Genomic DNA, 23,096 nt, shown 5'->3' on the forward strand with positions numbered 1-23,096 from the left:
AGCAGGAACTTTCGGTGCGCGGTAGCTGGCAGCGCCCGGACCGGTCAGTTCGCCTTGCTGATATCGGCGGCGCGCGTTGTCCATTCGAGGATGGTGTTCGCGACCAGCGCGGGGTCGTCGTACATGGGCACGTGCCCCACATCGGGCAGGGTTCGCCACGTTGCCGACGGCGCCCATCGGCGCCAACCCTCGGCGTATCGGTCGGCGGGGATGATCCGATCCTGTCCGCTCCAGGCGATGAGAACCGGAAGGTCGAGCGGGCCATATGGTTCGTAATGCGTAGCGATGACCTGCGGAAGATCCTCGATCACCGTGCAGCGCAACGCATATCTGCTCGAGCGGATGGCCTGCTGCGCGGTGACCCGGTCGCCGTGCGCACAGACGGTGCGCAGCGCGGCGCGGCGCAGTGCCGGCACGCGCATCACCAGCGGTACCACCGGATAGCCGAGGCGCATCTGCCTGCGCATCGCGTGGAAGATCGCCGGAACGCGCGTCTCATCGGTCCGCCACGCACCCGCCGGCGACAGCGCGACCACGCTGCGCGCCCGTCCGCGCCGCGCCAACTCCATCGCCAGCCAGCCACCGAGCGAGTTCCCCGCGATGTGCGCGGTCTCGAATCCCGCGTCGTCCATGGACTTTTCGAGCGAATCGGTCAACGCGCTTATCGTGTACGGACGCGGCAGGTCTGGCCTGCCGCCGTGCCCAGGCAGGTTCGGCGCGAAGACATCGTGGTGCCCACTCAACAAGGGCACCACCGATTCCCAGCAGTGCCACGAGCTGGTACCGCCATGCAGCAGGACCAACGGTGCACCAGTTCCGGTGCGGTAGAACGGATGCGCGGAGCGTTCGGCTTTCGTCATCATTGACGAGTCCTTTCTATGGCGGATCAGCTAGCGCGAGACGCGCGAGTTGCCCGAGCGATCTTGCCGTCAGTTCCGGCGGCTCGACGGGTTGGATCATGTGGCTGAACAGCAGCCTGACCAGGCTGTTGACGAAGAAGCGCAGGTCGATGTCGGCGCTGATCAGATGTGACCAGTGCTGATCGGCGTAGGCGAGGCCGAGCAGCGTCGCCGCCTCGACGAACGGCCCGGACTGGGTCGTGACCATCAGCAACATCTCGTCCGGTGTTTCCGGGTCAGCGTTGAGAATGACCGTGGCCAATGGGTCTTCGGCGATGGTGCGCAAGACGAATTCGGCGACGGCGGTGACCGCCGCGACCGGATCGTCGTTGTGCTGCTCCAACAGTGCCGTGGTGCCGTCGAGGTATCGCGAGGTGTTATGCCACGACATCGCCTCCAGCACACCGGCTTTGGAGCCGAATTCGTTGAAGACGGTCCGTCTGCTCACGCCGGCCCGGTTCGCGATGTCGACCATGCGGACCGCGTTCCAGCCGGTGCTGCCCGCCAGTTCCAGGGCGGCGTCCAGCACGCGCTGCCGGGCAAGGGCGCGACTGGCCGCGCGCAGGGAGGTGGTCTCGGCGCTGTTCACGGTAGCCATCCTCCCTTCCCCGCGTGGTTGACACCCACCCAGCCAACCTGGATAGTTGCACTCTGATGCTATCAGAGTGCACTTTGCGCACTATGGAGTGAGAATGGTGCATATCGTGGAGGAACAGTGACGTTACCCGCGGATTTGGCTGCTCGGCTGTCCTTACCGCTGATCGCGGCCCCGATGACCGGTGTGTCCGGGCCCGATCTGGTGGCGGCGACCTGCCGCAATGGCGTGATCGGCTCGTTTCCGACGCACAATGCGGCAACCGTGGAGTTGCTCGACGAGTGGCTGGCGCAGATCGGCGCCGCCCTGTCCGAGCACCCCGACGCGGCGCCCGTCGCGCCCAACCTGGTGGTGCATCGCACCAACCAACGCCTCACCGCCGACCTGGACCGGCTCATCGCGCACGGTGTCGAGCTGGTGATCACCAGCGTCGGCTCGCCGGAGCCGGTCGTCGACCGGCTGCACGGCGCGGGCTGCCTGGTGTTCGCCGATGTGGCCACGCTCCGGCATGCCGAGCGCGCCCTCGAAGCGGGCGCCGACGGACTGGTGCTGCTCACGGCGGGCGCGGGCGGGCAGACCGGATCGGCGAATCCGTTCGCTTTCGCCCGCGCGGTTCGCGAACACTTCACCGGCCCGCTGATGCTGGCCGGCGGCATCAGCGACGGGCACGCACTGCTCGCCGCCGAAGCGCTCGGCGTCGACCTCGCCTACATGGGCACCGGATTCATCGCGACCACGGAAAGCCTTGCGCCCGAGGACTATCGGGCCGCGGTGGTGGCCTCGTCGCTCGACGATGTCCGGCAGACCGCACAGGTCGGCGGACTGCCCGCGAACCTGCTCGCGCAATGGCTGGAATCCCAACTCGCGCCGACGGTTTCGGCGGGCGACTTCCAGGCGGAGCGGCTGATGAACGGCCGCACGGTATGGAGCGCGGGGCACAGCGTCTCGGGCGTGCACTACGTGTGCTCCGCCACCGAAGTGATCGAACGCGTCCGCCTGCAGTACCGCGACGCACGCAACCAGCTGCTCGAAATCTCGTGCCGATGAAGGGAACACATCCGATGACAGGCCAGAACTCGCTGTGGGGTCCGGTCACCCGCGTACTCGATCGCGCGTGCACCTATTACGCCGAACGCGTCGCCATCATAGCGGGCGACCGGCGGCTGACCTACGCCCAGCTGCGGTCGCTGTCCAACCGTGTCGGCAACGGACTGATCCGCCTCGGCGTCACCAAGGGCGAGCGCGTCGGGCTGCTGATGCCGAACACGCTCGAATACATCCCCACCCAGCACGGCATCTGGAAGTCGGGCGCCGTGCCGGTCCAGCTGGCGGCACGCGCCTCGACCGAGGATCACCGCTACTTCCTCACCGAGTCCGCCGCGACCACGCTGATCTATCACGAAGCGTTCGACAGCACCGTCGCCGAGATCAGGGATAAGGTGCCGACGCTGCGCAGGCTGATCCGGCTGGCCGGCCAGCCGCGTTCCGACGTGGCCGATTACCACGAAACATTCGACACCGCAGCCGATTCCGCGCCGGACGTCGAACTGTTCGAAGCCGACCCAGCCCACGTGATGTTCACCTCCGGCTCGACCGGCACCCCGAAGGGTGTGCTGTTCACCCACGGCCAGATGAGCCACTACCTGATCACCGCGGGCCTGGAAATCGGCGACGCCAGGCCCGGTGAGGTGTTCGCGCACGGTGCGCCGCTGACTCACTTCACCCAGGTCTTCGTGCTGCCGACCTTCATGCGCGGCGGCACCAATGTGATCCTGCCCGGACTTGACGTCGATACCCTGCTTGATGCCGTTGTGCGCCACCGGGTCACCGCGACCGCGGTCGTGCCGACGGTGATCTACCTGATGCTCAATCACCCGAAACTCGCTGCGGCAGAACTGTCTTCGCTACAGACCGTCGTCTACGCGGGTTCGCCGATGGCACCGGACAAACTGCGGGCCGCGATCGAGGCGCTCGGCGAGGTCTTCATCCAGACCTACGCGGGCACCGAACCCGGATTCCTCACCTGCCTGCGCAAGGAGGACCACCGGCTGGACAACCCGGAGGCGCTGGCCCGGCTCAGTTCCGCGGGCCGCCCGCTGTTCCATGTCGACATCTCCATCCAGGACGAGAACGACAAGCACCTGCCGGTCGGCGAGGCCGGTGAGATCTGCGCCCGCCAGCCCGGCCGCATGTCCGGCTACCTCGACGCCAGCAAGGACACCGAGGCCCTGCGCGACAACTGGGTCCACTCCGGGGACATCGGCTATGTCGACGAGGCGGGCTACGTGTTCCTCATCGATCGCAAGAAGGACCTGGTGGTGACCGGCGGCTTCAACGTCTTCCCGCGCCAGGTCGAAGACGTACTGGCCACCCACCCCGCCGTCGCGCACTCGGCCGTCATCGGCGTGCCGCACGACAAGTGGGGCGAGGCCGTGCACGCCGTCGTGGTGATCAAGCCGGGCAACGACGTCACCGCCGACGAATTGATCGCCCTGGTCAAGGAGCATAAAGGCAGCGTCTGGGCACCCAAGACCCTCGACTTCACCGAGGCGCTACCGCTCAATCCGTCCGGCAAAGTCGACAAGAAAGCGCTGCGCGCACCGTACTGGGCTGGTCACGCTCGACAAGTCAACTGACAGTGGTGAATTGGATGTCCCTGATCTGCCGTGCGACGGGGGCATCCACTTCTACTCTTGATCCGTGCGCCGGTTTCTTCCCTTTTTGCTGCTCCCCCTCGCCGCCTGCGGTGCCGAACCGGCCACGACGCCAACGCCACCGCCGGTCACCACGACCGCCGAGTACGTCCGCACACCGCTGGACTGCAGCAAGCTGACGGTCACCGCACTGACCGTTGAACCCGGCATCGGCTACATCTTCGGCACCCACGCCGAGTGGCTGCCCAAGGGGCAGTACATCCGTATCCGGGTGGCAATCACCAATACCGACAACGAATTTCACACCACCCGACCGACCGATTACCAACTCGATGACGCCGCCGATCACCCGCACACCACCAGCGTCGACGCGATGGAAATCAAGCGCCAGCCGAACGAACTGAACATCGGCGCGGGAAACCGCGTCGAAATGGATCTCTGGTACGACATCCCGGTCGACACATCCCCGAAGCTGCTCCGCGACACCACCTGCACCACCACCATCCCGCTCCCCGGCTGAACAGCGGCACCGTCCCTATGGCGTGGGGATCTGGGACCAGAAGTCGCAGTGGCGATTTCGGGCGGTGTCGGTGGTGGAGATCTTGTCCGACCGCAGGACAAGGGCCTGGTCGCCGGTGTGACGTGGCCAGTCGGGCAGGCCGCGGCCGTTCGGGTCGCCGGTGCGGGCGAAGGTGGACCAGTAGCGAACCATCTTGTCGGACAGGTCTTTTTGGGCCTGCTTCGCCGGGGGTGGGATCTGTGGGAGGTCGAACAGGTAGGGCAGTTCGAAGCCGTGGGACGCGCCCAACGGGAACGGCGGCGGTGTTGGCATGCCGGGGAGCGCGACGGCGTCCTGTTCGGCGAATTCGTAGGTGTAGACCGGGCCGGTGCGGATGAGGGACTTGCTGGCGTCGGCAATGGGGCAGACGAAGATGTGGTCGGTCATGAGCGCCGACCAGGCCAGCACCGGTTGGGGATAGGCGTCCAGTGGATACAGCGCGGCCACGGCGTCGGCATGGGAACCGAACATCGTCAGCAGTTGGGGGTACTGCTCGGCGGTGATGGTCCGCGCGGCGGCGAAGCTGGTGTACTCGTCGCGGTTCGCGCCGATCAGCACCGGCACCTTCGCGGCTTGGCCCGCCCGGAAAGCGGCCAGCGGGGCTTGCGGCAGCAGCGGTTGGCCGAAGATCGGCCCGGGCAGACCGGTCCCGTCCGATTCGGCGAAGTGCAATGGCTTCGCGGTCAGCGTGGCCGCGGGGATCGCGCGCAGGCACTGCGCGGTGGCGGCATCGGTGCCAGTGCAGCCGAGCGTCGACGCGTACTGCTCGCTCTTGTCGATCGCGGTCGCTCGATCGACCTGCATTTCACACGGCCCGCTTTCCAAAATCGCGGCCTGGAACAACCTTTCCGACCCGGGCGACACCAGGTGATCACACACGGATATCGCACCCGCCGACTCACCCGCGATGGTCACCTTGGCCGGATCACCGCCGAACGCCGCGACATTGTCATGCACCCACCGCAGCGCAGCCTGCTGATCCATCAGCCCGAAATTGCCGACCTGCCCGTCCTCCTGCGCCACCGCCGGATGCCCGAGAAACCCCAGCGCGCCGAGCCGATAGTTGATCGTGACCACCACCATGTCACCGCCGCGCACCAGCCGCGACGGGTCATACGCATCGCCGTAGCCCGATTCGAACGCGCCGCCGTAGATCCACACCAGCACCGGCCGCTGCTGCGCGGCCGCCGTACTCGGCGTCCACACATTCAGAAACAAGCAGTCCTCATTGCCGACCTGCCGCCCGGTGGCGTCGGTCTGCGGGCATTGCGCCCCCGGCTTGGTCGCATCCCGCTCCTTCGACCACATCGCCGGTGCCACCGGCGGTTTCCACCGCAACTCCCCCACCGGCGCCGCCGCGAACGGAATCCCCGAAAACGTGCGCACATCCGCCGTCACCACCCCCCGCACCGGCCCGGTCCGCGTCTGCACCACCGCGGCCTCGGCCGCCCGCCCACCACCGCACCCGGCGACCACACCGAACACCAACGCCATAACACCAACCACCCCCACAACCCGCCACCGAAACCCGTTGGAGCAGTTGACATTCATCGCGGAGCCTCTCTGTCGGGTGACGCGGTCAGCTACTAATGTTCGGTCGAGGGGTTGGTTTTGCGCCGATGAGGTCTCTGAAGGTCTGGACTACCTGGTCGTGGTATTCGCGGAGCAGGCTATCGATCATGTCGATTGCGGGGAGGTCTATCTGGGTTCCTGACTCCCATATTTCCAGGAGTTTGCGGCAGAGGACTACGTGACCCTCGGGTGCTACGGGGTCGTAAAAAGCTTGGCCCGCTTCGGGGATGGCGATCAGCACTTCGCCGACGGTGTTGAACAGGCTCAGGAATCCCGGCTTGCCGAGGGCGGCGAACATGCAGCGCAGCATGTGTAGTTCGGCGGCCATGATGTCGGTGCGGGCGGATTCGTCGTCGCCGACCAGCAGTTCGAGGCGGTCGAGGGCGTGCACCGCTCGCGACATGTCGTAGCGGCGTGGCTCGGCGGCGACCGCACGGAGGGCCTGCACGACCAGCATGTGATCGACGTCGATGATGTCGGCGAAGATCTCGGCGGCGCGGTCGGGCACCCGGTGGGCGAATCGGAACAGGAAGCGCCAGGTGTCGATGCCGCCGTAGAGCTGGATGTCGCGAACGATATAGCCGAGACCGCGACGCGCCTCGACGAAGCCGAGCGCGGTGAGTCTGCCGAGGGCGCTGTTCGCGGTCGGCGTGCTGACGCCGAATTCCGCGGCGACCTGACGCACCGACGGCAGCAGCTCACCGGGCTGGTAGCCGCCTGCCGCGACGCGGTAGGCGAGCTGCTCGGTGATGTCGTCGACGATCGTTGGTGTTGCCACGCCGGGATTCTTCCAGGCCTCCGGTCGCGGCTGCGCCACCTGGGCGGGCGCGGGCGAACTCGGCGGTGCCGCCCGGCCCGCCCTGGTCACCGGCAGATCTCCCTATGCTCCCGACACGAGCCGGTCGGCGGCCACGTGCTGCTTCTCGTAGCGGTAGTCGTCGAGCGGGAACTTGCGGTTGCCGCGCCTGGCCTCGAAGAATCCCGACGGACGCAGATAAGTGCTGTCGCCCTGGGAGTTTCGGTAGTAGGTCGGCACGTGACCGTTGAGTTCGTTGAAATAGAACCGCACCGCCTCCGCGCGCTGCAGCGTCTTGCGGTGGTAGGCGTCGTGCGCGTCCTGGCGCACCTCCACGGTGGTCGCGCCGCGGCGGATGCCCTCCTTGATGGCGCGCACGGCATGGTCGGCGGTCATCTCGACGAAGGCATGCCAGCCGCTACCGGTCCACGAGTACGGCCCGACCAGCGTCCACCGGTTCGGCAGGCTCGGCACCGAAACACTCTGGTACGCCTGCATACCGTGCTCGGTGTAGAACTTGCCGAGGTCGAATCCGTTGCGCCCCACAATGGTTCCCGGCCGGTAGGTCTCCGGATCGGAGAACACCTCGTAACCCGTTGCCAGCACGATCATGTCGAACGGGTGCTCGACGCCGCCACGGGTCTTGATGCCGCGCGGGGTGATCTTCTCGATCGGGTCGGTGGTCAGCGTGACGTTGTCGCGGTTGAACGCCCGCAGGTATCCGTTGGACATGGTCGGGCGTTTGGCGACGACCCCGAAGTTCGGCGCGAGCTGCGCCTGAGTGGTCGGGTCATCGACGATCCGGTTCAGGTATCTGCGATAGGCGGCAATGGTCCACCGGTCGAAGGCCGTCACGGTCGGGCGCACCACACGCATCGGTGCCGCGACGGCGGCCCGCAACACGAGGTCGGCGACCACCAGAACACCGCCGTGCACGACCGCCTGCAAGCCGGGCACGCCGAGAATGCGCTTACCGACGTCGGGGATGGCGAAGTCGGGCTTGGGCAGCGACCACACCGGAGTGCGTTGGAAGACACCGAGTTCGGCGACCTCGGGCGCGATGGTCGGAATGAGCTGCACGGCACTGGCGCCGGTGCCGATGATGCCGACCTTCTTTCCGGCGTGGTCATAGTCGTGATCCCAGCTGGACGGGCGCTGGATCTTGCCCTTGAACGACTTCCACCCCGGGATACCCGGATCTTCCTTGGGCCGGACGAACGCGCCGACCGCACTGATCAGGAACCGCGCGGTGATGATCGTGCCATCGTCGGTGTGCAGCTTCCAGTAGCTGTGCGTGTCGTCCCACTCTTCGCGCAGGACATTCGTGTTGAACCGCAAATGCGGGTAGAGGCCGAACTCGCGGGCCACGTTCATGTGGTACCGCTTGACCTCAGCGCCGTACGGAAACACCCGGCTCCAGCCGGAATTGCGGGCGAACGAGTACTGGTAGGCGATGGCCGGAATATCCACGCCGAGACCGGGATAGGTGTTTTCCTGCCAGCTGCCGCCGACCTCGTCGGCCCGTTCGATGATGACGAAGTCGCCGACCCCGGCCTGCTTCAGCTTTACCCCGGCCGCGAGTCCGCCCGGCCCGGCACCGATTACGGCGACCTGGTGTTCGGGCACGCCGCCCTGGTCTGACAGAGGAGTCGAAAAGCTCACGGTCGTTGTCTCTCTCGTGGGGGGTTTATTGTATCCGGGTTATCCACACCGTGATCGGCACGGAACGGCACCCGGTCGGCGAGGCGCTCGAGTCGATCGAGCATGCCGTTCTGATCGACCGCCGCGTGGATATCGGGTTTGGCCACCGCGGTCATCAACGCGCGGACCGGCCCAGGGAACCAGCGGGCCAACGGGTAAGAAATCCTGGCCTCCAGGCGAATTGGCTCGATCGCGACATTGCGCCGAATGGCCCGCACGATGATCCGGCCCGCCTTGTCCGGGTGCATGCCGAGCAGCGCTTGGCCTTTCAGCATCGTCTTGCGAGTGGTCGAGGACCGCTCCTCGTCCAGCACGGACGACATACGCGCGGTGGCCGAGAGATTGGTGGCGATCAGCCCGGGACAGACCGCGGTCACACCGATCTGGTGCGCGGCGAGCTCGGCCCGCAGGCATTCGCTGAAGTGCTTCACCGCGTACTTGCTGATGCTGTACGGCGCCGTGTACGGGGCGGCGGCGAACGCCGCCATCGAGGCGATATTGACCAGGTGCCCGCCGCGGCCGCGTTCGACCATCTGGGCTCCGAAGATGCGGCAGCCGTGGATCATTGCCATCAGGTTGATGTCGATGATGCGACGCAGATCCGGCAGCGGGACGTCGAGGAACGGCCCGCCGACGAGGATGCCAGCATTGTTGACCACCACGTCGGGCACCCCGTAGGTGCTTCGGATCTGCTCGCCGAAGTCCTCGAGTGCGGCGGTGTCGGCGACATCGAGCCGATACGCCACCGCGAGACCGCCGAGGCGACGGATCTCGGCCACGGCGTCCCGCGCGGAATCCAGATCGATATCGGCGACAACAACTTCCGCGCCGACGGCCGCCAAGGCCTTGGCGGTGCCTCGGCCGATTCCACTGCCCGCGCCGGTGACCACTGCGATGCTCGGATAGAAGGGTTTCATGTTCGTCCTCGATTCGACGGGGGGTGTTATGCGACGCGGGTACGGCGGGCGAACCGGCGGCGGGCCGGAATCCGTTGTGCCGCACCGTTGACGGCGCGCTGGTTGAACGCGCCGATCTCGCCGATCGCCTGCCTGGCGTCGGGCAGCAGGTCGGCACCCGCCTGGAAAACATGAATCGCCTTGTCCCAGATCTGCATCGTGCAGGGCACACCGGCCTCGGCACAGCGCTGCGCGAGCGTTTCGGCGTCCGCGAGCAATACCTCGGTGGACCCCACCTGGATCAGCACCGGTGGCAGCCCGGCGAAATGGTGGTTCACCGGTGACCATTTCGGGTCGAGCGCACCGTCGACCAGCATGCCGAGCCGGACCGGCAGCGCGAGCGCGGCGGCGCTGAGCATCGGATCGATGCGGTCGTAGGGGTGCCCGGCGCGGCTGGTCGAGTCATAGTCGGCCCACGGCGCGATCGCCACGATCGCGCCCGGCATGGGCAGGCCGCGCTCGCGGGCGGTGAGCGCAAGCGCGAAAGTCAGTCCGCCACCGGCCGAATCGCCGGCGAAGATGATGCGTTCGGCCGGAAACCCTTGCGACAGCAGCCATTCGTAGGATTCGACGCAGTCCTTCATGGTCTCGATGAGGTGCGCCTTCGGCAGTTGCCGGTAGTCGACATTGAACACCGGCATGCCACTGGCCCGGCCGATCCGCGCCACCAGGCGACGGTGCGAGTTCAGGCCGCACGCCACCAGGCCGCCGCCGTGGAAGTAGAGGATGGCGCAGTCTCTGACCTGCGTCGGGTCCGGCAGGTCGCGGTGCCACACCCACTCCGCCCGAAAGCGGTCGAAAAGCATTGAACGCCTCAGCGTTCCGCGTGGCGGCACTAGCAGCGCGGCCAGTGGGTCGAGCAGGTTGCTGAGGGTGAAATTGCGCGCGTCGCGGTAGGGAAATCCGCGGCCGACGAGGGCAACGATGACGTTGATCCCCATCCGCAACGTCGCATAGGACAGTGGGTGCGCGATGCGCAGCGCGAGACTCGCTCGGCGCGGCAGTTCGATCGTCACAGACGAGGCAGTGGTCCGTTGCGCGGTCTGCATGTGCGTCTCCTTCATCCGGCTGCATTGCCGTTGCCTACACTGTGTAACACAGTATAGATTGTCTGGGACACTAGCACGAGGACGTGCTGATCGGAACCGAGGTATGAGATGACCAAGTTCGACGACAAGCTGGTTATCGTGACCGGCGCAGGCAGCGGCATCGGTAGGGCAACCGCCATCAGGTTCGCGAAATATGGTGCCCGAGTTGTGGTCAGCGATCTGAACAAGGACACCGCGCAGGCCACCGTCGACACGATCGAGGCGACAGGTCGGCGGGCCCACCCGTACGCCATCGACGTCTCAGACGATTCGGCCATGACCGCCTTCGCCGCCGAGGTGTACCACGAGCACGGCGCCCCGAACGTCCTGATCAACAACGCGGGCTACACCACCGCCGGACCGTTCCTCGGGCACAGTGCCGAAGACTGGGACCGGATCATGGGCGTGAACTTCTGGGGTGTTGTGCACGGCAGCAAGCTGTTCGGCCGTCAGATGATCGACGCGGGCCGCGGCGGCCGGATTCTGACCGTGACCTCACCGGCGGCGGTGCTGCCGATCCCGCTCAGCACCGCCTACTGCACCAGCAAAGCCGCCGCGCAGATGCTGACCGAATGCCTGCGGCTCGAGTTCGCCGGCACCGGCGTCGGGGTCACCGCGGTGCTGCCCGCGTTCATCAACACCGGGTTCTATCCCAACGCGCAGATCGTCGGCATCGACGAGCAGCAGGGCATTCGCGGCAGGAACATCTCGGTGCTCGCCGCCGGGCTCGTCGCGCGCAGCCCGGAAACGGTGGCGCGCAATATCGTTCGGATCGCCGGGCACAATCCCGCGGTCGCGCCGACCCCGTTCGAGGCGCGACTCGCCTGCGCGGCGGGCCGCATTTCGCCCGGCGGCGCCCGCCTCGCCGCCCGGTTCATGGATATCGAGGGACTCCTCGGCACCGCCGAACGATTCGTACCCGACGCCGTGCTGCGCCTCCTCGACGCCGCGGCTGCCCGCGCGGTCGCGGCGCGCGATTAGTCCGCCGGCAAACCCTTCCCACCGGAAGCTTTTTCGATCACGGTAGATCGTCTAACACATTGAGTCGCAACCATTTTCAGTGCGAAGCACGGATAGACGGAACCTATCCGAAACGAATCCATTTCCGCCTCAGGGGAATCCCCCATTTCGCCGCGCCTCGGTAGACGTACTCTTCCGATGGTCGCGCGGCCAGTCAACCCGCTTGCCACGCCCACAGCTCGGATCCACGCACCCATTTACGGCTATTACGACCGATCGGTCGGACTTATTGGGATAGGATGTCGACATGACGAACGGGCACCCAGCCGACGGGCGCCGAGCGCGCGGCGATCGGTCCAGAACGGCGGTACTGGACGCGGTGGTCTCGATGGCCTCCGTCACCGGCCTCTGCGCGCTGAGCATGGGCCAGGTCGCGGCCGAGGCGGGCGTGAGCAAGTCCGGCCTCTTCTCGCTCTGGCGCGACAAGGAAGAACTGCAGCTAGCCGCCATCGAACGCGCCGCAGCACAGTGGGCAGAACAGGTCGTGACTCCCGCACTCAAAGCCAAGGCCGGAGTAGCCCAGCTGTGGGCGCTGCACGAATTGCGCTTGGCGTTCTATACCGACCTGGTACTGCCCGGCGGCTGTTTCTTCGTGGCCATCCAGCACGAGTTCGACGACCAGCCGGGGGCGGTGCACGACCGCCTCGTCGCCCTCGCCCACCAGTGGGATGCGTTCATACACTCCATCATTCGCGCCGCACTCGACGCCGGACAGCTGCGCAAGGACACCGACCCCGCCATCCTCGCGTTCGAACTCGACGCACTCGGCTCCGCCGCGGTCTCCCGCTCCCGGCTGCTGGATCACGACGCCGCGTTCGCCCAGTCGCGCGCCGCCATGCTCGGGCGACTGCGGGCGTACTGCACCGATCCGTCGATTCTTCCCGAGTCTTGACGCCAAACTGTACGACCGATCGTTCGTATTGTAGGCTGAGTGACGTGCACAGCGGATATTGGTCGGCGGCAGCGTCGGCAGTGGCAACTGAATGGACACCCACCGTCATCGCGTAACGGCGTTCCACCCGCGGTGACCCTCCGAAAGGACCCGCACATGCCAACCATGCAGCCCGCGTATCACGTCGGAATCGTTGTGGCCGACCTCGAACAGGCCATGGCCGAACTGGGCAAGATCGGCCTGGAATGGCACGCGCCGACCAGGAACAACAGCGACGTGCTGCACAACGGCGAGACCATGAACATCCAGCCGTGGATGACCTACTCCAAGCAGGGGCCGCCCTACCTGGAACTGCTCGAACAAATGCCGGGCACCATCTGGGCCGAGACCGGCCTGCATCACCTCGGCATCTGGGCCGACGACGTACTCGAAGAGTCCAAGCGCCTGAGCGCCGAGGGCCTGCCGCAGCTGATCTCGTCGCACGACAACACCTCCAACTCCCCCTCCTGCTACCACCAGACCTCCGACGGCGTCCGCCTCGAACTGATGGACATCGGGCGGGTGGGCCCGGGTCTGGCGCTCTATTTGAGCGGCGCCGCCGACGACTATCTCAACGGCCTCCGCTCGGCCACCGCGAACGGCGTCGCCGCCGACCACTGACCGGCGCGCGGACTCGGCTGACCGCCTGATCGATGCGCGTCGGCGAGGGCGTATGTTCGGTAGAAAATTTCCCTGCCGTTGACAGGCAGAAGGGGTGGTGCGACGGTGCAGGCCGAGCCAGCGAGACCCGCCGATCAGGGTCCCGTTATTCCGCCGGATTCGACCGGGCTGCGGACGTTTTCGACGAGCAGACCACCTGGCCTGCGCTGCGTGGGTCAGGTCGACCTCGGCACGCACGACGCGTGGGAATCCGCGCTGGCCGACCTACCCGCCGCCCCCGACATCCACTTGGAATTGTCCGAGCTGACGTTCATCGACACCCACGGCACCCTGATACTGGTGGAAGCCACCAATCAGGCCGTGAAGGGACGCAGGGTCGTGCTGCACAACCCACCCGTGACGCTGGTCCGCATCCTCGAGCTGTTCTGGCCGTCGCTTCCGACAATCGAGGTAGACCGCGCATGACCATTACCGCCGCCGGAACACCCACGGCCGATCCTTTCGTGCACCCGGCGCTGTTCTACAGCGACACCGACGAGTACCTGGCCGGCACCGTCGGATTCATCCGAGCGGGACTGGCCAACAACGAACCGGTCGCGGTGTCGGTGCCGGGGCCGAACCTGGAACTGATTCGCGCCGAACTCGGCGCCGACGCCGCCTCGGTGCGGTTGATGGACATGACCGTCGAAGGACGCAACCCTGGCCGGATCATTCCCGGCGTGCTGCGCGCGTTCGCCGACACCTACCCGACCGGCCGGGTGCGGATCATCGGCGAACCCATCTGGGCCGGGCGCTCCGCGACGGAGTATCCGGCGTGCGTGCAGCACGAGGCGCTGATCAACGCCGCGTTCACCGGGCGCGAGGTCACCATCCTTTGCCCCTACGACACCGAACGCCTCGACCCGACCGTGCTGGTCGACGCGCACGCGACGCATCCGACCCTGATCGACCGCAGCGGCGAACACGCAAGTGCCGCATACGATCCCGACCGCATCGTCGCCTCGTACAACAAGCCGCTCTCGCCGCCGCCCGCGATCGCCAGGGTCATCGCCTTCGATGCCACCTCGCTCACCGAAACCCGGCATCTGGCGGGCGCGTACGCCCTCCAGGCCGGCATGGTCGAGGACCGCATCATCGATCTGGAGTTGGTCATCGCCGAGACGATCACCAACTCGGTCGTGCACGGCGGCGGCAGCGGCACGCTCGCGCTCTGGATCGAGGGCAGGCAGCTGCGCGCGCAGGTCCGCGACGCGGGCCACATCACCAACCCCCTCGCTGGCCGCGTACCGCCGCAACCATTCCAATTCGGCGGCCGCGGTTTACTTTTGGTCAACCACCTGACCGACCTGGTCCGCATCCACACCGGCGTGCACGGCACCACCATCCAAATGGATATGCGCCTGGCCTGAGCGGTCGCTCAGGCGCCCGATTCGGCTCGGATCTCCCCTGCCAGACGCTGGAAGGTGCCGGCGACGTATTCGATTCGGGCGTCTTCGAGTTCGGGCCTCGGGTAGGTGGAGCGGAAGATCGCCTCACCGTCGAACATGTGCACGATCGAGGTGGCGAGCAGGCAGGCGATATCGGCGGGGACGGCGGGCGACAGGGCCGCGACCGCGACCCGCTCGACATCGTCGATCAGCGCGCGGGCGACCGGGGCGAGCCTGGCCCGCAGTTCCGGCTCGGTGCGCGCGGCGACCAGCAGTTCGAACCAGACCGTATTGGTTTCCTGGCGGATCTGATTGCGGGCCCGGTGCAGGATGTGCGTCAAATCCATTGGCTGGTCGGTGTTTTCGCGCGCGTGGATATTGTCGAACGCGCGCATATGCCTGCGACCGACCTCTTCGGCGGCGGCGACGACCAGGTCGGTCCGCGAGTCGAAGTGCCGGAAGATACCGCCCTTGGACACGCCGGCACGGCGGCTGATCTCACCGAGGGAGGCATTGTGATAGCCGACCTCGGCGATGGCCTCGATGGTGGCCTCGACGAGTTTGCCGATCGTGGCGGCGCGGCGCTGGGCTTGGGTTCGGCGCTGCGGCTCGGTCACCGCACCTGGGACCTGAGGAATCGTCCGGTGCGGTCGGTGCCGAGGATCGGCGCGGGCGTGCCGTCGCCGAAGACGTACTTGCCGCCGATGAAGACGGCCGAGACCGCCCCGTCATTGCGATTAACCATGCGAGACAGGTTGTCATACTGGGCGACCTCACTTTCGGCGTAGGCGTCCAGAGAGTCGTCCAAGTGCACGGGGTCGATGATCACCAGGTCCGCTCGATCGCCCTCGCGCAGGTGGCCCGCCTCGATCCCGTACCAGTCGGCGAGTTCTCCGGTGAGCCGGTGCACCGCGTGCTCCAGCGAGATGAACGGCTGCCCGGACCGCTCGGCGTCGCGGGCGCGACGCAGGAAACGCAGCCCGAAGTTGTAGAACGCCATGTTCCGCAGGTGCGCGCCCGCGTCGGAAAAGCCGAGTTGCACACCGGGATCCGCGCCGAGCTTGGTCAGGAACTTCGGCCGATGATTGGAAATCGTGGTGTGCCAGCGCAGTTTGGTGCCGTGCACGACCACCAGATCGAGGAACGCGTCAACCGGGTGCACGCCGCCCCGATCGAGACCGACCTGTCCGAACGTCTTGCCGATCACGGAATCGTCTGGGCAGGAGACGATCTCGGCGTCGAAGAAGTCGCGATGCCAGACCCGCATCCCGAACTTGGCGTCGTAGTCCTTGCGGAACCAGCGTCGATACGACTCGTCCTGCATCAGCGCGTTGCGCTCGACCTGATCGGCGAGGTGCAGCGCCGCGGCACCAGAACCGAACTCCTCGAAGATCACCAGGTCGATGCCGTCGGCGTACACCTCGAACGGCACCGGCAGGTGCTGCCAGCGGAAGTCGCCGCCCAGTGCGTTCAGCGTGCGGGCGATCGGTCCCATGATGTAGACCAGGGCCGGGTTCGCCTTGATGTCGGCGGCCGACAGCAACGTGGTCTTCAATCGCTTGCGGAAGATGCCCAAACTGCTCAGCGTCATCGCGGCGATGCTGCGCACCGAGGCGATGTCGGGACCGGCCTGCAAGACCCGGCGCCGCCGTCGCAGAATCGCGTTGAGGCGGCGCCGTTCTCGCGCCTTGGCGTAGGTCGACGGCAGCGTGCGCGAGCGGCAGGTGTCGCCGTCGAGCTTGTCGAAAAGCAGCTGCTGGGCCGACATTCCGACGAACCCTGCGTCGAGCGCCTCGGTCAGCGCCGATTCCATGGCTGACTGTTCCGCCGCCGTCGGCCGCACGTCCTTGCGGGTGGCCCGCTCGAGCCCCATCAGCGCGGTTCGAATATCCGAATGGCCAAGCATCGCAGCGATATTCGGTCCGATCGGCAGTTCCTCCAGTGCCGCGATGTACTCGCGCGCCGAGTGCCAGGTCTTGGCCTCCTCGACGGCCTCGATGACGTGGCGCCGCGGGATGGCCTCGACCCGGCCGAACAGGTCGCCCGCGTCGGTCGCCCCGACATGCACGGTCGACAGCGAACACGACCCGAGCAGCACCGTCGTGATGCCGTGCCGTACCGACTCGGCGAGCGAGGGCGTCTTCAGCACCTCCACGTCGTAGTGGGTGTGAATGTCGATCATGCCCGGGACGACCCACTTGCCCTCGGCATCGATGACGTTCGGGCAGCCCGTCTCGTCGAGCGGCTGCGCCGACACCGCGACGACACGATCCTCGCGAAGTCCGAGGTGGCGCGTGGCGGAGGGCGAACCGGCGCCGTCGAACCAGCGCCCGGCCTTGATGATCGTGTCGTAGCTCACTCCTACATTGCAACCGATCGGTTGCTAACCGTCAAGGTCGAGTTCTCACTCCTCTCGGACAACGGCGGCGAGGAATGATTTGCTGTTACGTAACTCCAGGCTCGCCGCTTGGCAACCAATACCGGCGATCCTCTTTCGATCACATAACACGCACCGCTGACCAAATTGTCCGGATAGTTGCTGAATATGATGAGCGGACGCAGCTAGTCGGCGAATACCCCCTTGTTCCCACGTTCGCAGCACCGAGATGGAGGGGCTCATGCCCACGCTCACCCCTGGACGTGCCGATCATCCGCTCGCACTGCCCACCGAAGCCGAGATCGCCGAGGTGCGCGCCGTCGTCGAGGACGCCGGATTGATCGCGCCGACAACACGTTTCGTCTACGTCGGGCTGGACGAACCGGACAAATACGAGGTGTACGACTGGTCCGGCGTATTGGATCGCCGATTCCGGGTGCTGCTGCACGACATCGACCGCCCGAACGCCGTCGACCTGATCGTCTCGCTCGGCCGACGGGCCGTGCTCGCCGAGCGCACCCTCGACGCGATCATCGACGGCCAGCTGCCCGTGCTCGACGAGGAGTTCGAGCTGGTCGAGGCGCTGCTGTCGAGCAACCCCGACTGGTTGACGGCACTGGCCGCGCGCGGACTCGATGTCGCGCAGGTGCGGGTGGCTCCGCTGTCGGCGGGCGTGTTCGACTACCAGGGCGAGGAAGGCCGCCGCATCATGCGCGGACTGGCGTTCCACCAGCAGCACGACAAGGACCACCCCTGGGCTCATCCGGTCGACGGCCTGGTCGCGTTCGTCGATGTCATGACGCGCGAGGTGCTGCGCGTACTCGACACCGGGCCGGTCGAGGTGCCCGCGGAATCCGGAAACTTCGACGACCCCGCCGTGACCGGTCCACCGCGCACCACGCAGAAACCGATCGAGATCACCCAGCCGCATGGACCGAGCTTCACCGTGCACGGCAATCTCGTCGAGTGGGAAAAGTGGTCGGTGCGCGTAGGTTTCGACGCCCGTGAGGGACTCGTCCTGCACCAGATCGGTTTTCACGATGGCGACCGGCTCCGGCCGATCATCCATCGCGCGTCCATCGCGGAAATGGTGGTGCCCTACGGTGACCCGTCGCCGGTTCGCTCGTGGCAGAACTACTTCGACACCGGCGAGTACCTCGTCGGGCGCTACGCCAACGCCCTCGAACTCGGCTGCGACTGCGTCGGCGACATCACCTATTTCGACGCGGTCATCGCCGACGAGGCGGGCCGCCCGCGCACCCTGCGCAACGCGATCTGTATGCACGAGGAGGACTTCGGCGTGCTGTGGAAGCACACCGATCTGTGGACCGGCTCGCGCGAGGTGCGCCGCCAACGTCGACTGGTCATCTCGTTCTTCACCACGGTCGGCAACTACGACTACGGCTTCTTCTGGTACCTGTACCTCGACGGAACCATCGGCTTCGAGGTCAAGGCCACCGGAATCGTCTTCACCGCAGGCTATCCCGGCGCCGACCATCCGTACTCCGCGCAGGTGGCGCCCGGCCTCGGCGCGCCATTTCATCAGCACCTGTTCAGCGCCAGGCTGGACATGATGGTCGACGGGCACCGCAATCGGGTCGAAGAGGTCGAGAGCGTCCGCGTGCCGATCGGCCCGGATAACGTGCACGGCAACGCTTTTACCCTGCGACGGACCACGCTGACCAGCGAAGCACAGGCTCAACGGTTCGCCGACAACCGCGTCGGCCGCACCTGGCACATCAGCAATCCAGAGGTACCCAACCGCCTCGGCCGATCCGTGTCCTACGCACTGCATCCGGAGGGCAAGGAAACGCTGCTCGCCGCCGACGAGTCCTCCATCGCGAAGCGGGCCGCCTTCGCCACGAAGAGCCTCTGGGTTACCCGGTACGACCCGAAACAGCGTTATGCCGCAGGCGATTTCGTGAATCAGCATCCCGGCGGCGCCGGGCTGCCTGAGTACGTCCGCGGCGATCGAACGCTCGACAACGAAGACCTGGTCGTGTGGCACACGTTCGGCCTCACGCACTTCCCGCGACCGGAGGACTGGCCGATCATGCCGGTCGACTACACCGGATTCGTGCTCAAGCCGGTCGGCTTCTTCGACCGCAATCCCACCCTCGATGTTCCTCGCACCAGCTCCGGCCACTGCGACGAGCCGACCAGTTGCCATGGAGCTCCCGATGACTGAAACATCCACCGCCAGTGCACGATTACGCGGTTCGATCGGGGTGACGGGCATCGTGTTCCTCGTCATCGCGGCCGCCGCACCACTCACCTCCGTCGGCGGCGCGTTGCCGCTCATGATCGGGCTCGGCAACGGGGCCGGCGCGCCGACCGCGTATCTGATCGCCGCGGCGGTACTGCTCGTCTTCAGCGTCGGCTACGCCGCGATGAGTGGCCACCTCGATGAGGCGGGCGCGTTCTACGCCTACGTCCGCAGCGGCCTCGGGCTCGGTGCCGGACTCGGCGCGGCCGGACTGGCACTGCTCACCTATACCGCCATCCAAGCCGGTATCTATGGACTGGCGGCATCGACCGTCGAGAAACTCGTCGTGCACTATGGCGGGCCCGACTTGCCTTGGTACAGCTACGCTTTCGCCTTCATGGTTGTCGTCGCGGTGCTCGGCTATCGCAATATCGAACTCGGTGCCAAGGTCCTCGGTGTGCTGCTCGTCGTTGAGATCGGCATCATCGTCGCGTTGTCCGCGGCCGTGCTGATCCAGGGTGGCGCGCACGGCGTCGACATCGTCTCCTTCACTCCGTCGGCGTTCTTCGACGGCTCCCCCGGCGTGGCCTTGATGTTCGCGATCGCGTCGTTCATCGGCTTCGAGGCCACCGCGATCTACGGCGAGGAGACCCGCGACCCGCGCCGCACCATCCCGCGCGCCACCTACCTCGCGGTGCTCACCATCGGCGTGCTCTACGCGGTGGCCAGCTGGGCGGTCGTGCTCGCGTTCGGCAGCGACGACGTCGCGGCGGCCGCCGGCACTGACCCCGAGGGCTTGACCTTCACCGCCGCACGAATGTTTCTCGGCGAATCCGCCGCCGACCTCATGGCGATCCTGCTGGTGACCAGCCTGTTCGCCGCCCTGCTCGCATTCCATAACGCGATCTCCCGCTACGGCTACGCGCTGGCCCGCGACGGCGTCGGCCACCCGGCCCTCGGTCACATCCATCTCCGGCACGGCTCCCCGCACAAGGCCTCGCTCGCCCAAAGCCTGTCGGCCGCACTCGTTGTCGGCACGTTCGCCCTCGCGGGCGCGGACCCGGTGCTGCACCTGTTCACCTGGATGTCCGGTTTGGCCACCGTGGCGATTCTGCTGCTGATGCTGCTCACCAGCGCCGCCATCATCGCCTTCTTCCGCCGCACCGGTCTCGACCGACGCCGCTGGCACACGGTCATCGCACCCGCCCTCGGCACCGCGGGGCTTCTCGTCATAACAGCCCTGGTCATCGACAACCTCACCATCCTGGTCGGCGGATCGACCATCGTCGCGACCACCCTGCTCGCCATCGTCGCGGCGACCTTCGCCATCGGTGTCGCCCTCGCACGGACACGACGGGCAACCGAGCAGCGCCCGTCGTGCGACCGCACCTCCGTCAGCTAACGATTCGGCGTGGCGTGCGCCCGACCCGGTAGCGCGCTGACCCGACTCGGGACACACTTGACGGCGTGAATCGCATGCCATTCGGCCCGATCGCCGGCGACCGGGCCGGTCGACGGTGACCGCCCTCGCCCGCGGCGAGAACCGGCCCGCCCCCGCCGACCGGATGACGGTCACCGTCGCCTGCTCGGCCGGGGTCGATGTCTCCGCGCTGCTGCTCGGCGCGGACGGACGAGTTCGCTCCGACGCCGACTTCGTGTTCTTCAATCAGCCAGTCGGTCCCGGCGTCACCTACCGGCACGGCAGCGGCCGTGGCGACATGGTCGACGTGCAGACCAGCGCGCTACCCGCCGACGTCGACAAGGTCGTCGTCACGGCCAGCCTCGACGGCAGCGGACCGCCGACCTTCGCCGGCGCTGGCACGCTGCTCTCGACGATCGGATCCGATTCGGGCACACTGACTTTCCCGATGGACGGGCTCACCACCGAAACGGCCGTGGTGTGCGTGGAGATCTACCGCCGCGCCGGTGCGTGGAAGGTACGCGCGGTCGGACAGGGGTACGACAACGGGCTCGCCGGGATCGCGACGGCGTTCGGCGTGAACATCGACGACGAACCCGAGCCGCCTGCCCAACCCGCGGCGCCCTCCCCACCTGCCGCACCGAATCCGTATGTCGCCCCGCCGGTTTCGGCGCCGAACTACCCACCGCCCGCGCCGCCGTATCCCCCGGCCCCCGCCTACTCACCGTCATCACCTCAGCAAGGAGCACTTCCGATGCAGAGCGATCTGTTCAACCCGAACCACGCCGAGGTCAATGGCGTCGGCATCCAGAAGCAGGGCAGCAAGATGATCAAGGTCGCCGTCAACGGCGAGGTCATGGCGCGGGCCGGTTCGATGGTCGCCTACCAGGGCGACATGCAGTTCAAGGCGCTCGGCGCCGGCGGCATCGGCCGTGCCATCACCCAGCGGCTCACCGGTGAGGGCGTGCCGCTGATGAACGTCTCTGGCCGCGGCGATCTGTTCCTCGCCGACAGCGCCGCCGACGTGCACATCATCGACCTCGACGGCAGCGACGGCCTCACCATCAACGGCTCCAACGTGCTCGCCTTCGACACCTCGCTGTCCTATCGGGTCCAGCGGGTGCAGGGCGCCGCCGGGATCGCCAGCAACGCGGGTCTGTTCAACTGCGTCTTCACCGGGCGCGGCCGGATCGCCATCACCACGCACGGCTCGCCGGTGGTGCTCCAGGTCGACCAGCCGACCTACGCCGACCCGCAGGCCGCGGTGGCCTGGTCGTCCAGCCTGCAGACCGGGATCAAGCGCAACGACTCGTTCGGCCTCGGCAGGCTCATCGGCCGCAGCACCGGCGAGGGGCTCACGCTCTCGTTCTCCGGTCACGGCTTCGTCATCGTGCAGCCCTCGGAACTGCCGCCCGGCGGGCTCATCGGCGGCACCGGCGGCGGCGAGCGGGCCGGACAGAGCGGCGGCGCGCTCGGCGGTCTGTTCGGTTGATCCGTCTGCTCCGATAGTGAAACATGTGCGCGCCGCGATTGACCCGGCGCGCCAGGTCGGCGATGATCGCTAGCACCTCGGATTTTCCAGCTCTTGTTACCGAGGGAGTCCTATCACCCTGGCATTTCGACACGCAGCGTGGCGGCAAGGCTAAGAGAGGCTGACATTTGATGAGCAGCAAGCGTTTTAGAAATTGGTCGGCAAGAATCGCGGTACTCGCCGGAGTCGCGGCTGCCGGACTGGCTATGACGGCAACCGCACAGGCCGATCCACTATGGCCGGGCGGGCCGGACATTCCCGGTGTGCCTGCCATCATTCAGCCGCCACCACCCGCGCCGGTCTATGCGCCATGCGGCGCGGCGAAGGCGAAAGCCTGCATGCGGCTGTCGACCAAAGAAGCGTGGCTGATGGACGGCAATGGCAAGACGATTTACGGTCCGAAGCCGATCGAGATCGGCAGGCCGGGATACGAATCCCATGTCGGCGTCTTCAACGTCAACTTCAAGCGCGAACATTTCTGGAGCACGATGCACAACGCTCCGATGGAGTGGGCCGTGTTCTTCGACGGCGATATCGCCACCCACATCGGGCCGCTCGATTCGAATTCGCACGGCTGCATTCGAATGAACCCCGATGCCGCCGAGGAGTTCTATCACCATCTCGAGCCCGGCGACGTCGTCGAGGTCGTCGCGTAAACGCAGAACTCGAACACGAAACGGGATGCCCCTGCCGGACATCCCGTTTTTGTGTCCGCCGCCATGCGTCGTGGTAGCCGGAATCTA

General features: G+C 66.7%; 21 protein-coding genes. 12 read left to right on the forward strand and 9 right to left on the reverse strand.

What is annotated here, in order from left to right; translation table 11 throughout:
• Positions 1–44: 44 nt before the first annotated feature.
• Together OG203_RS17860 and OG203_RS17865 are read right to left on the reverse strand one after the other, a co-directional pair.
• Positions 45–863, reverse strand: a complete 819-nt coding sequence (locus tag OG203_RS17860; RefSeq protein ID WP_405166783.1) for an alpha/beta fold hydrolase — start codon at positions 861–863, stop codon at positions 45–47.
• A gap of 13 nt (positions 864–876) precedes the next feature.
• Positions 877–1,497, reverse strand: coding sequence for a TetR family transcriptional regulator (locus OG203_RS17865; RefSeq protein WP_405166784.1), 621 nt, complete (start codon positions 1,495–1,497; stop codon positions 877–879).
• 117 nt (positions 1,498–1,614) lie between these two features.
• Between OG203_RS17865 and OG203_RS17870 the strand changes: the two genes are divergently transcribed.
• The 3 genes from OG203_RS17870 (at position 1,615) to OG203_RS17880 (ending at position 4,668) form a co-directional block, all read left to right on the forward strand.
• Positions 1,615–2,541, forward strand: a complete 927-nt coding sequence (locus tag OG203_RS17870) for an NAD(P)H-dependent flavin oxidoreductase (RefSeq protein WP_405166785.1) — start codon at positions 1,615–1,617, stop codon at positions 2,539–2,541.
• A 14-nt stretch (positions 2,542–2,555) separates the two neighbouring features.
• Positions 2,556–4,130: an AMP-binding protein gene (locus tag OG203_RS17875; RefSeq protein ID WP_405166786.1), complete on the forward strand. Its 1,575-nt coding sequence runs from the start codon at positions 2,556–2,558 to the stop codon at positions 4,128–4,130.
• A 64-nt stretch (positions 4,131–4,194) separates the two neighbouring features.
• The gene (locus OG203_RS17880) at positions 4,195–4,668 is read left to right on the forward strand and encodes a DUF4352 domain-containing protein (protein WP_405166787.1); all 474 of its coding nucleotides are present in this window, start codon (positions 4,195–4,197) and stop codon (positions 4,666–4,668) included.
• A gap of 15 nt (positions 4,669–4,683) precedes the next feature.
• On the opposite strand, the gene OG203_RS17885 is transcribed toward OG203_RS17880, so the two are convergent.
• From OG203_RS17885 to OG203_RS17905, 5 genes are all read right to left on the reverse strand, one after another.
• Positions 4,684–6,201 (reverse strand): carboxylesterase/lipase family protein, encoded by a 1,518-nt coding sequence (locus tag OG203_RS17885; RefSeq protein WP_405166788.1) that lies wholly within the window; start codon positions 6,199–6,201, stop codon positions 4,684–4,686.
• 85 nt (positions 6,202–6,286) lie between these two features.
• The gene (locus tag OG203_RS17890) at positions 6,287–7,147 is read right to left on the reverse strand and encodes a FadR/GntR family transcriptional regulator (RefSeq protein ID WP_405166789.1); all 861 of its coding nucleotides are present in this window, start codon (positions 7,145–7,147) and stop codon (positions 6,287–6,289) included.
• A 12-nt stretch (positions 7,148–7,159) separates the two neighbouring features.
• Positions 7,160–8,701: a flavin-containing monooxygenase gene (locus OG203_RS17895; RefSeq protein ID WP_405166790.1), complete on the reverse strand. Its 1,542-nt coding sequence runs from the start codon at positions 8,699–8,701 to the stop codon at positions 7,160–7,162.
• A gap of 32 nt (positions 8,702–8,733) precedes the next feature.
• A complete protein-coding gene (locus OG203_RS17900; protein WP_405166791.1) occupies positions 8,734–9,693 on the reverse strand; it encodes an SDR family NAD(P)-dependent oxidoreductase in 960 nt (319 codons plus the stop codon).
• Positions 9,694–9,719: 26 nt separating this feature from the next.
• On the reverse strand, positions 9,720–10,781 hold the full coding sequence (locus OG203_RS17905) for an alpha/beta hydrolase (RefSeq protein ID WP_405166792.1): 1,062 nt from the start codon (positions 10,779–10,781) through the stop codon (positions 9,720–9,722).
• Positions 10,782–10,889: 108 nt separating this feature from the next.
• On the opposite strand from OG203_RS17905, the gene OG203_RS17910 reads away from it, so the two are divergent.
• From OG203_RS17910 to OG203_RS17930, 5 genes are all read left to right on the forward strand, one after another.
• On the forward strand, positions 10,890–11,801 hold the full coding sequence (locus OG203_RS17910; RefSeq protein ID WP_405166793.1) for an SDR family NAD(P)-dependent oxidoreductase: 912 nt from the start codon (positions 10,890–10,892) through the stop codon (positions 11,799–11,801).
• Between the two features lie 286 nt (positions 11,802–12,087).
• Positions 12,088–12,732 (forward strand): TetR/AcrR family transcriptional regulator, encoded by a 645-nt coding sequence (locus OG203_RS17915; RefSeq protein ID WP_405166794.1) that lies wholly within the window; start codon positions 12,088–12,090, stop codon positions 12,730–12,732.
• Positions 12,733–12,888: 156 nt separating this feature from the next.
• Complete coding sequence (locus tag OG203_RS17920) at positions 12,889–13,392, forward strand: VOC family protein (RefSeq protein WP_405166795.1); 504 nt, start codon at positions 12,889–12,891, stop codon at positions 13,390–13,392.
• Between the two features lie 78 nt (positions 13,393–13,470).
• Positions 13,471–13,857: an STAS domain-containing protein gene (locus OG203_RS17925; protein ID WP_405166796.1), complete on the forward strand. Its 387-nt coding sequence runs from the start codon at positions 13,471–13,473 to the stop codon at positions 13,855–13,857.
• Positions 13,854–14,801, forward strand: a complete 948-nt coding sequence (locus OG203_RS17930; RefSeq protein ID WP_405166797.1) for an anti-sigma factor RsbA family regulatory protein — start codon at positions 13,854–13,856, stop codon at positions 14,799–14,801. The genes OG203_RS17925 and OG203_RS17930 overlap by 4 nt, the downstream gene beginning before the upstream one ends.
• A gap of 8 nt (positions 14,802–14,809) precedes the next feature.
• Here OG203_RS17930 and OG203_RS17935 read toward each other — a convergent pair whose 3' ends face one another.
• Positions 14,810–15,436, reverse strand: coding sequence for a TetR/AcrR family transcriptional regulator (locus OG203_RS17935; RefSeq protein WP_405166798.1), 627 nt, complete (start codon positions 15,434–15,436; stop codon positions 14,810–14,812).
• Positions 15,433–17,178 carry an amidohydrolase family protein gene (locus OG203_RS17940; RefSeq protein ID WP_405166799.1) on the reverse strand — a complete coding sequence of 582 codons (1,746 nt, stop codon included), beginning with the start codon at positions 17,176–17,178 and terminating at the stop codon, positions 15,433–15,435. Before OG203_RS17940 ends, OG203_RS17935 begins: the two co-directional genes overlap by 4 nt.
• 259 nt (positions 17,179–17,437) lie before the next feature.
• Between OG203_RS17940 and OG203_RS17945 the strand changes: the two genes are divergently transcribed.
• From OG203_RS17945 to OG203_RS17960, 4 genes are all read left to right on the forward strand, one after another.
• On the forward strand, positions 17,438–19,384 hold the full coding sequence (locus tag OG203_RS17945; protein WP_405166800.1) for a primary-amine oxidase: 1,947 nt from the start codon (positions 17,438–17,440) through the stop codon (positions 19,382–19,384).
• Positions 19,377–20,804 (forward strand): APC family permease, encoded by a 1,428-nt coding sequence (locus OG203_RS17950; protein WP_405166801.1) that lies wholly within the window; start codon positions 19,377–19,379, stop codon positions 20,802–20,804. The genes OG203_RS17945 and OG203_RS17950 overlap by 8 nt, the downstream gene beginning before the upstream one ends.
• Before the next feature lie 115 nt (positions 20,805–20,919).
• Positions 20,920–22,314, forward strand: a complete 1,395-nt coding sequence (locus OG203_RS17955; protein ID WP_405166802.1) for an AIM24 family protein — start codon at positions 20,920–20,922, stop codon at positions 22,312–22,314.
• 170 nt (positions 22,315–22,484) lie between these two features.
• Complete coding sequence (locus tag OG203_RS17960; RefSeq protein ID WP_405167901.1) at positions 22,485–23,009, forward strand: L,D-transpeptidase; 525 nt, start codon at positions 22,485–22,487, stop codon at positions 23,007–23,009.
• Positions 23,010–23,096: the final 87 nt, after the last annotated feature.

The sequence above is a fragment of the Nocardia sp. NBC_01499 genome, from assembly GCF_045040275.1.
In the GTDB taxonomy this organism is placed as follows: domain Bacteria; phylum Actinomycetota; class Actinomycetes; order Mycobacteriales; family Mycobacteriaceae; genus Nocardia.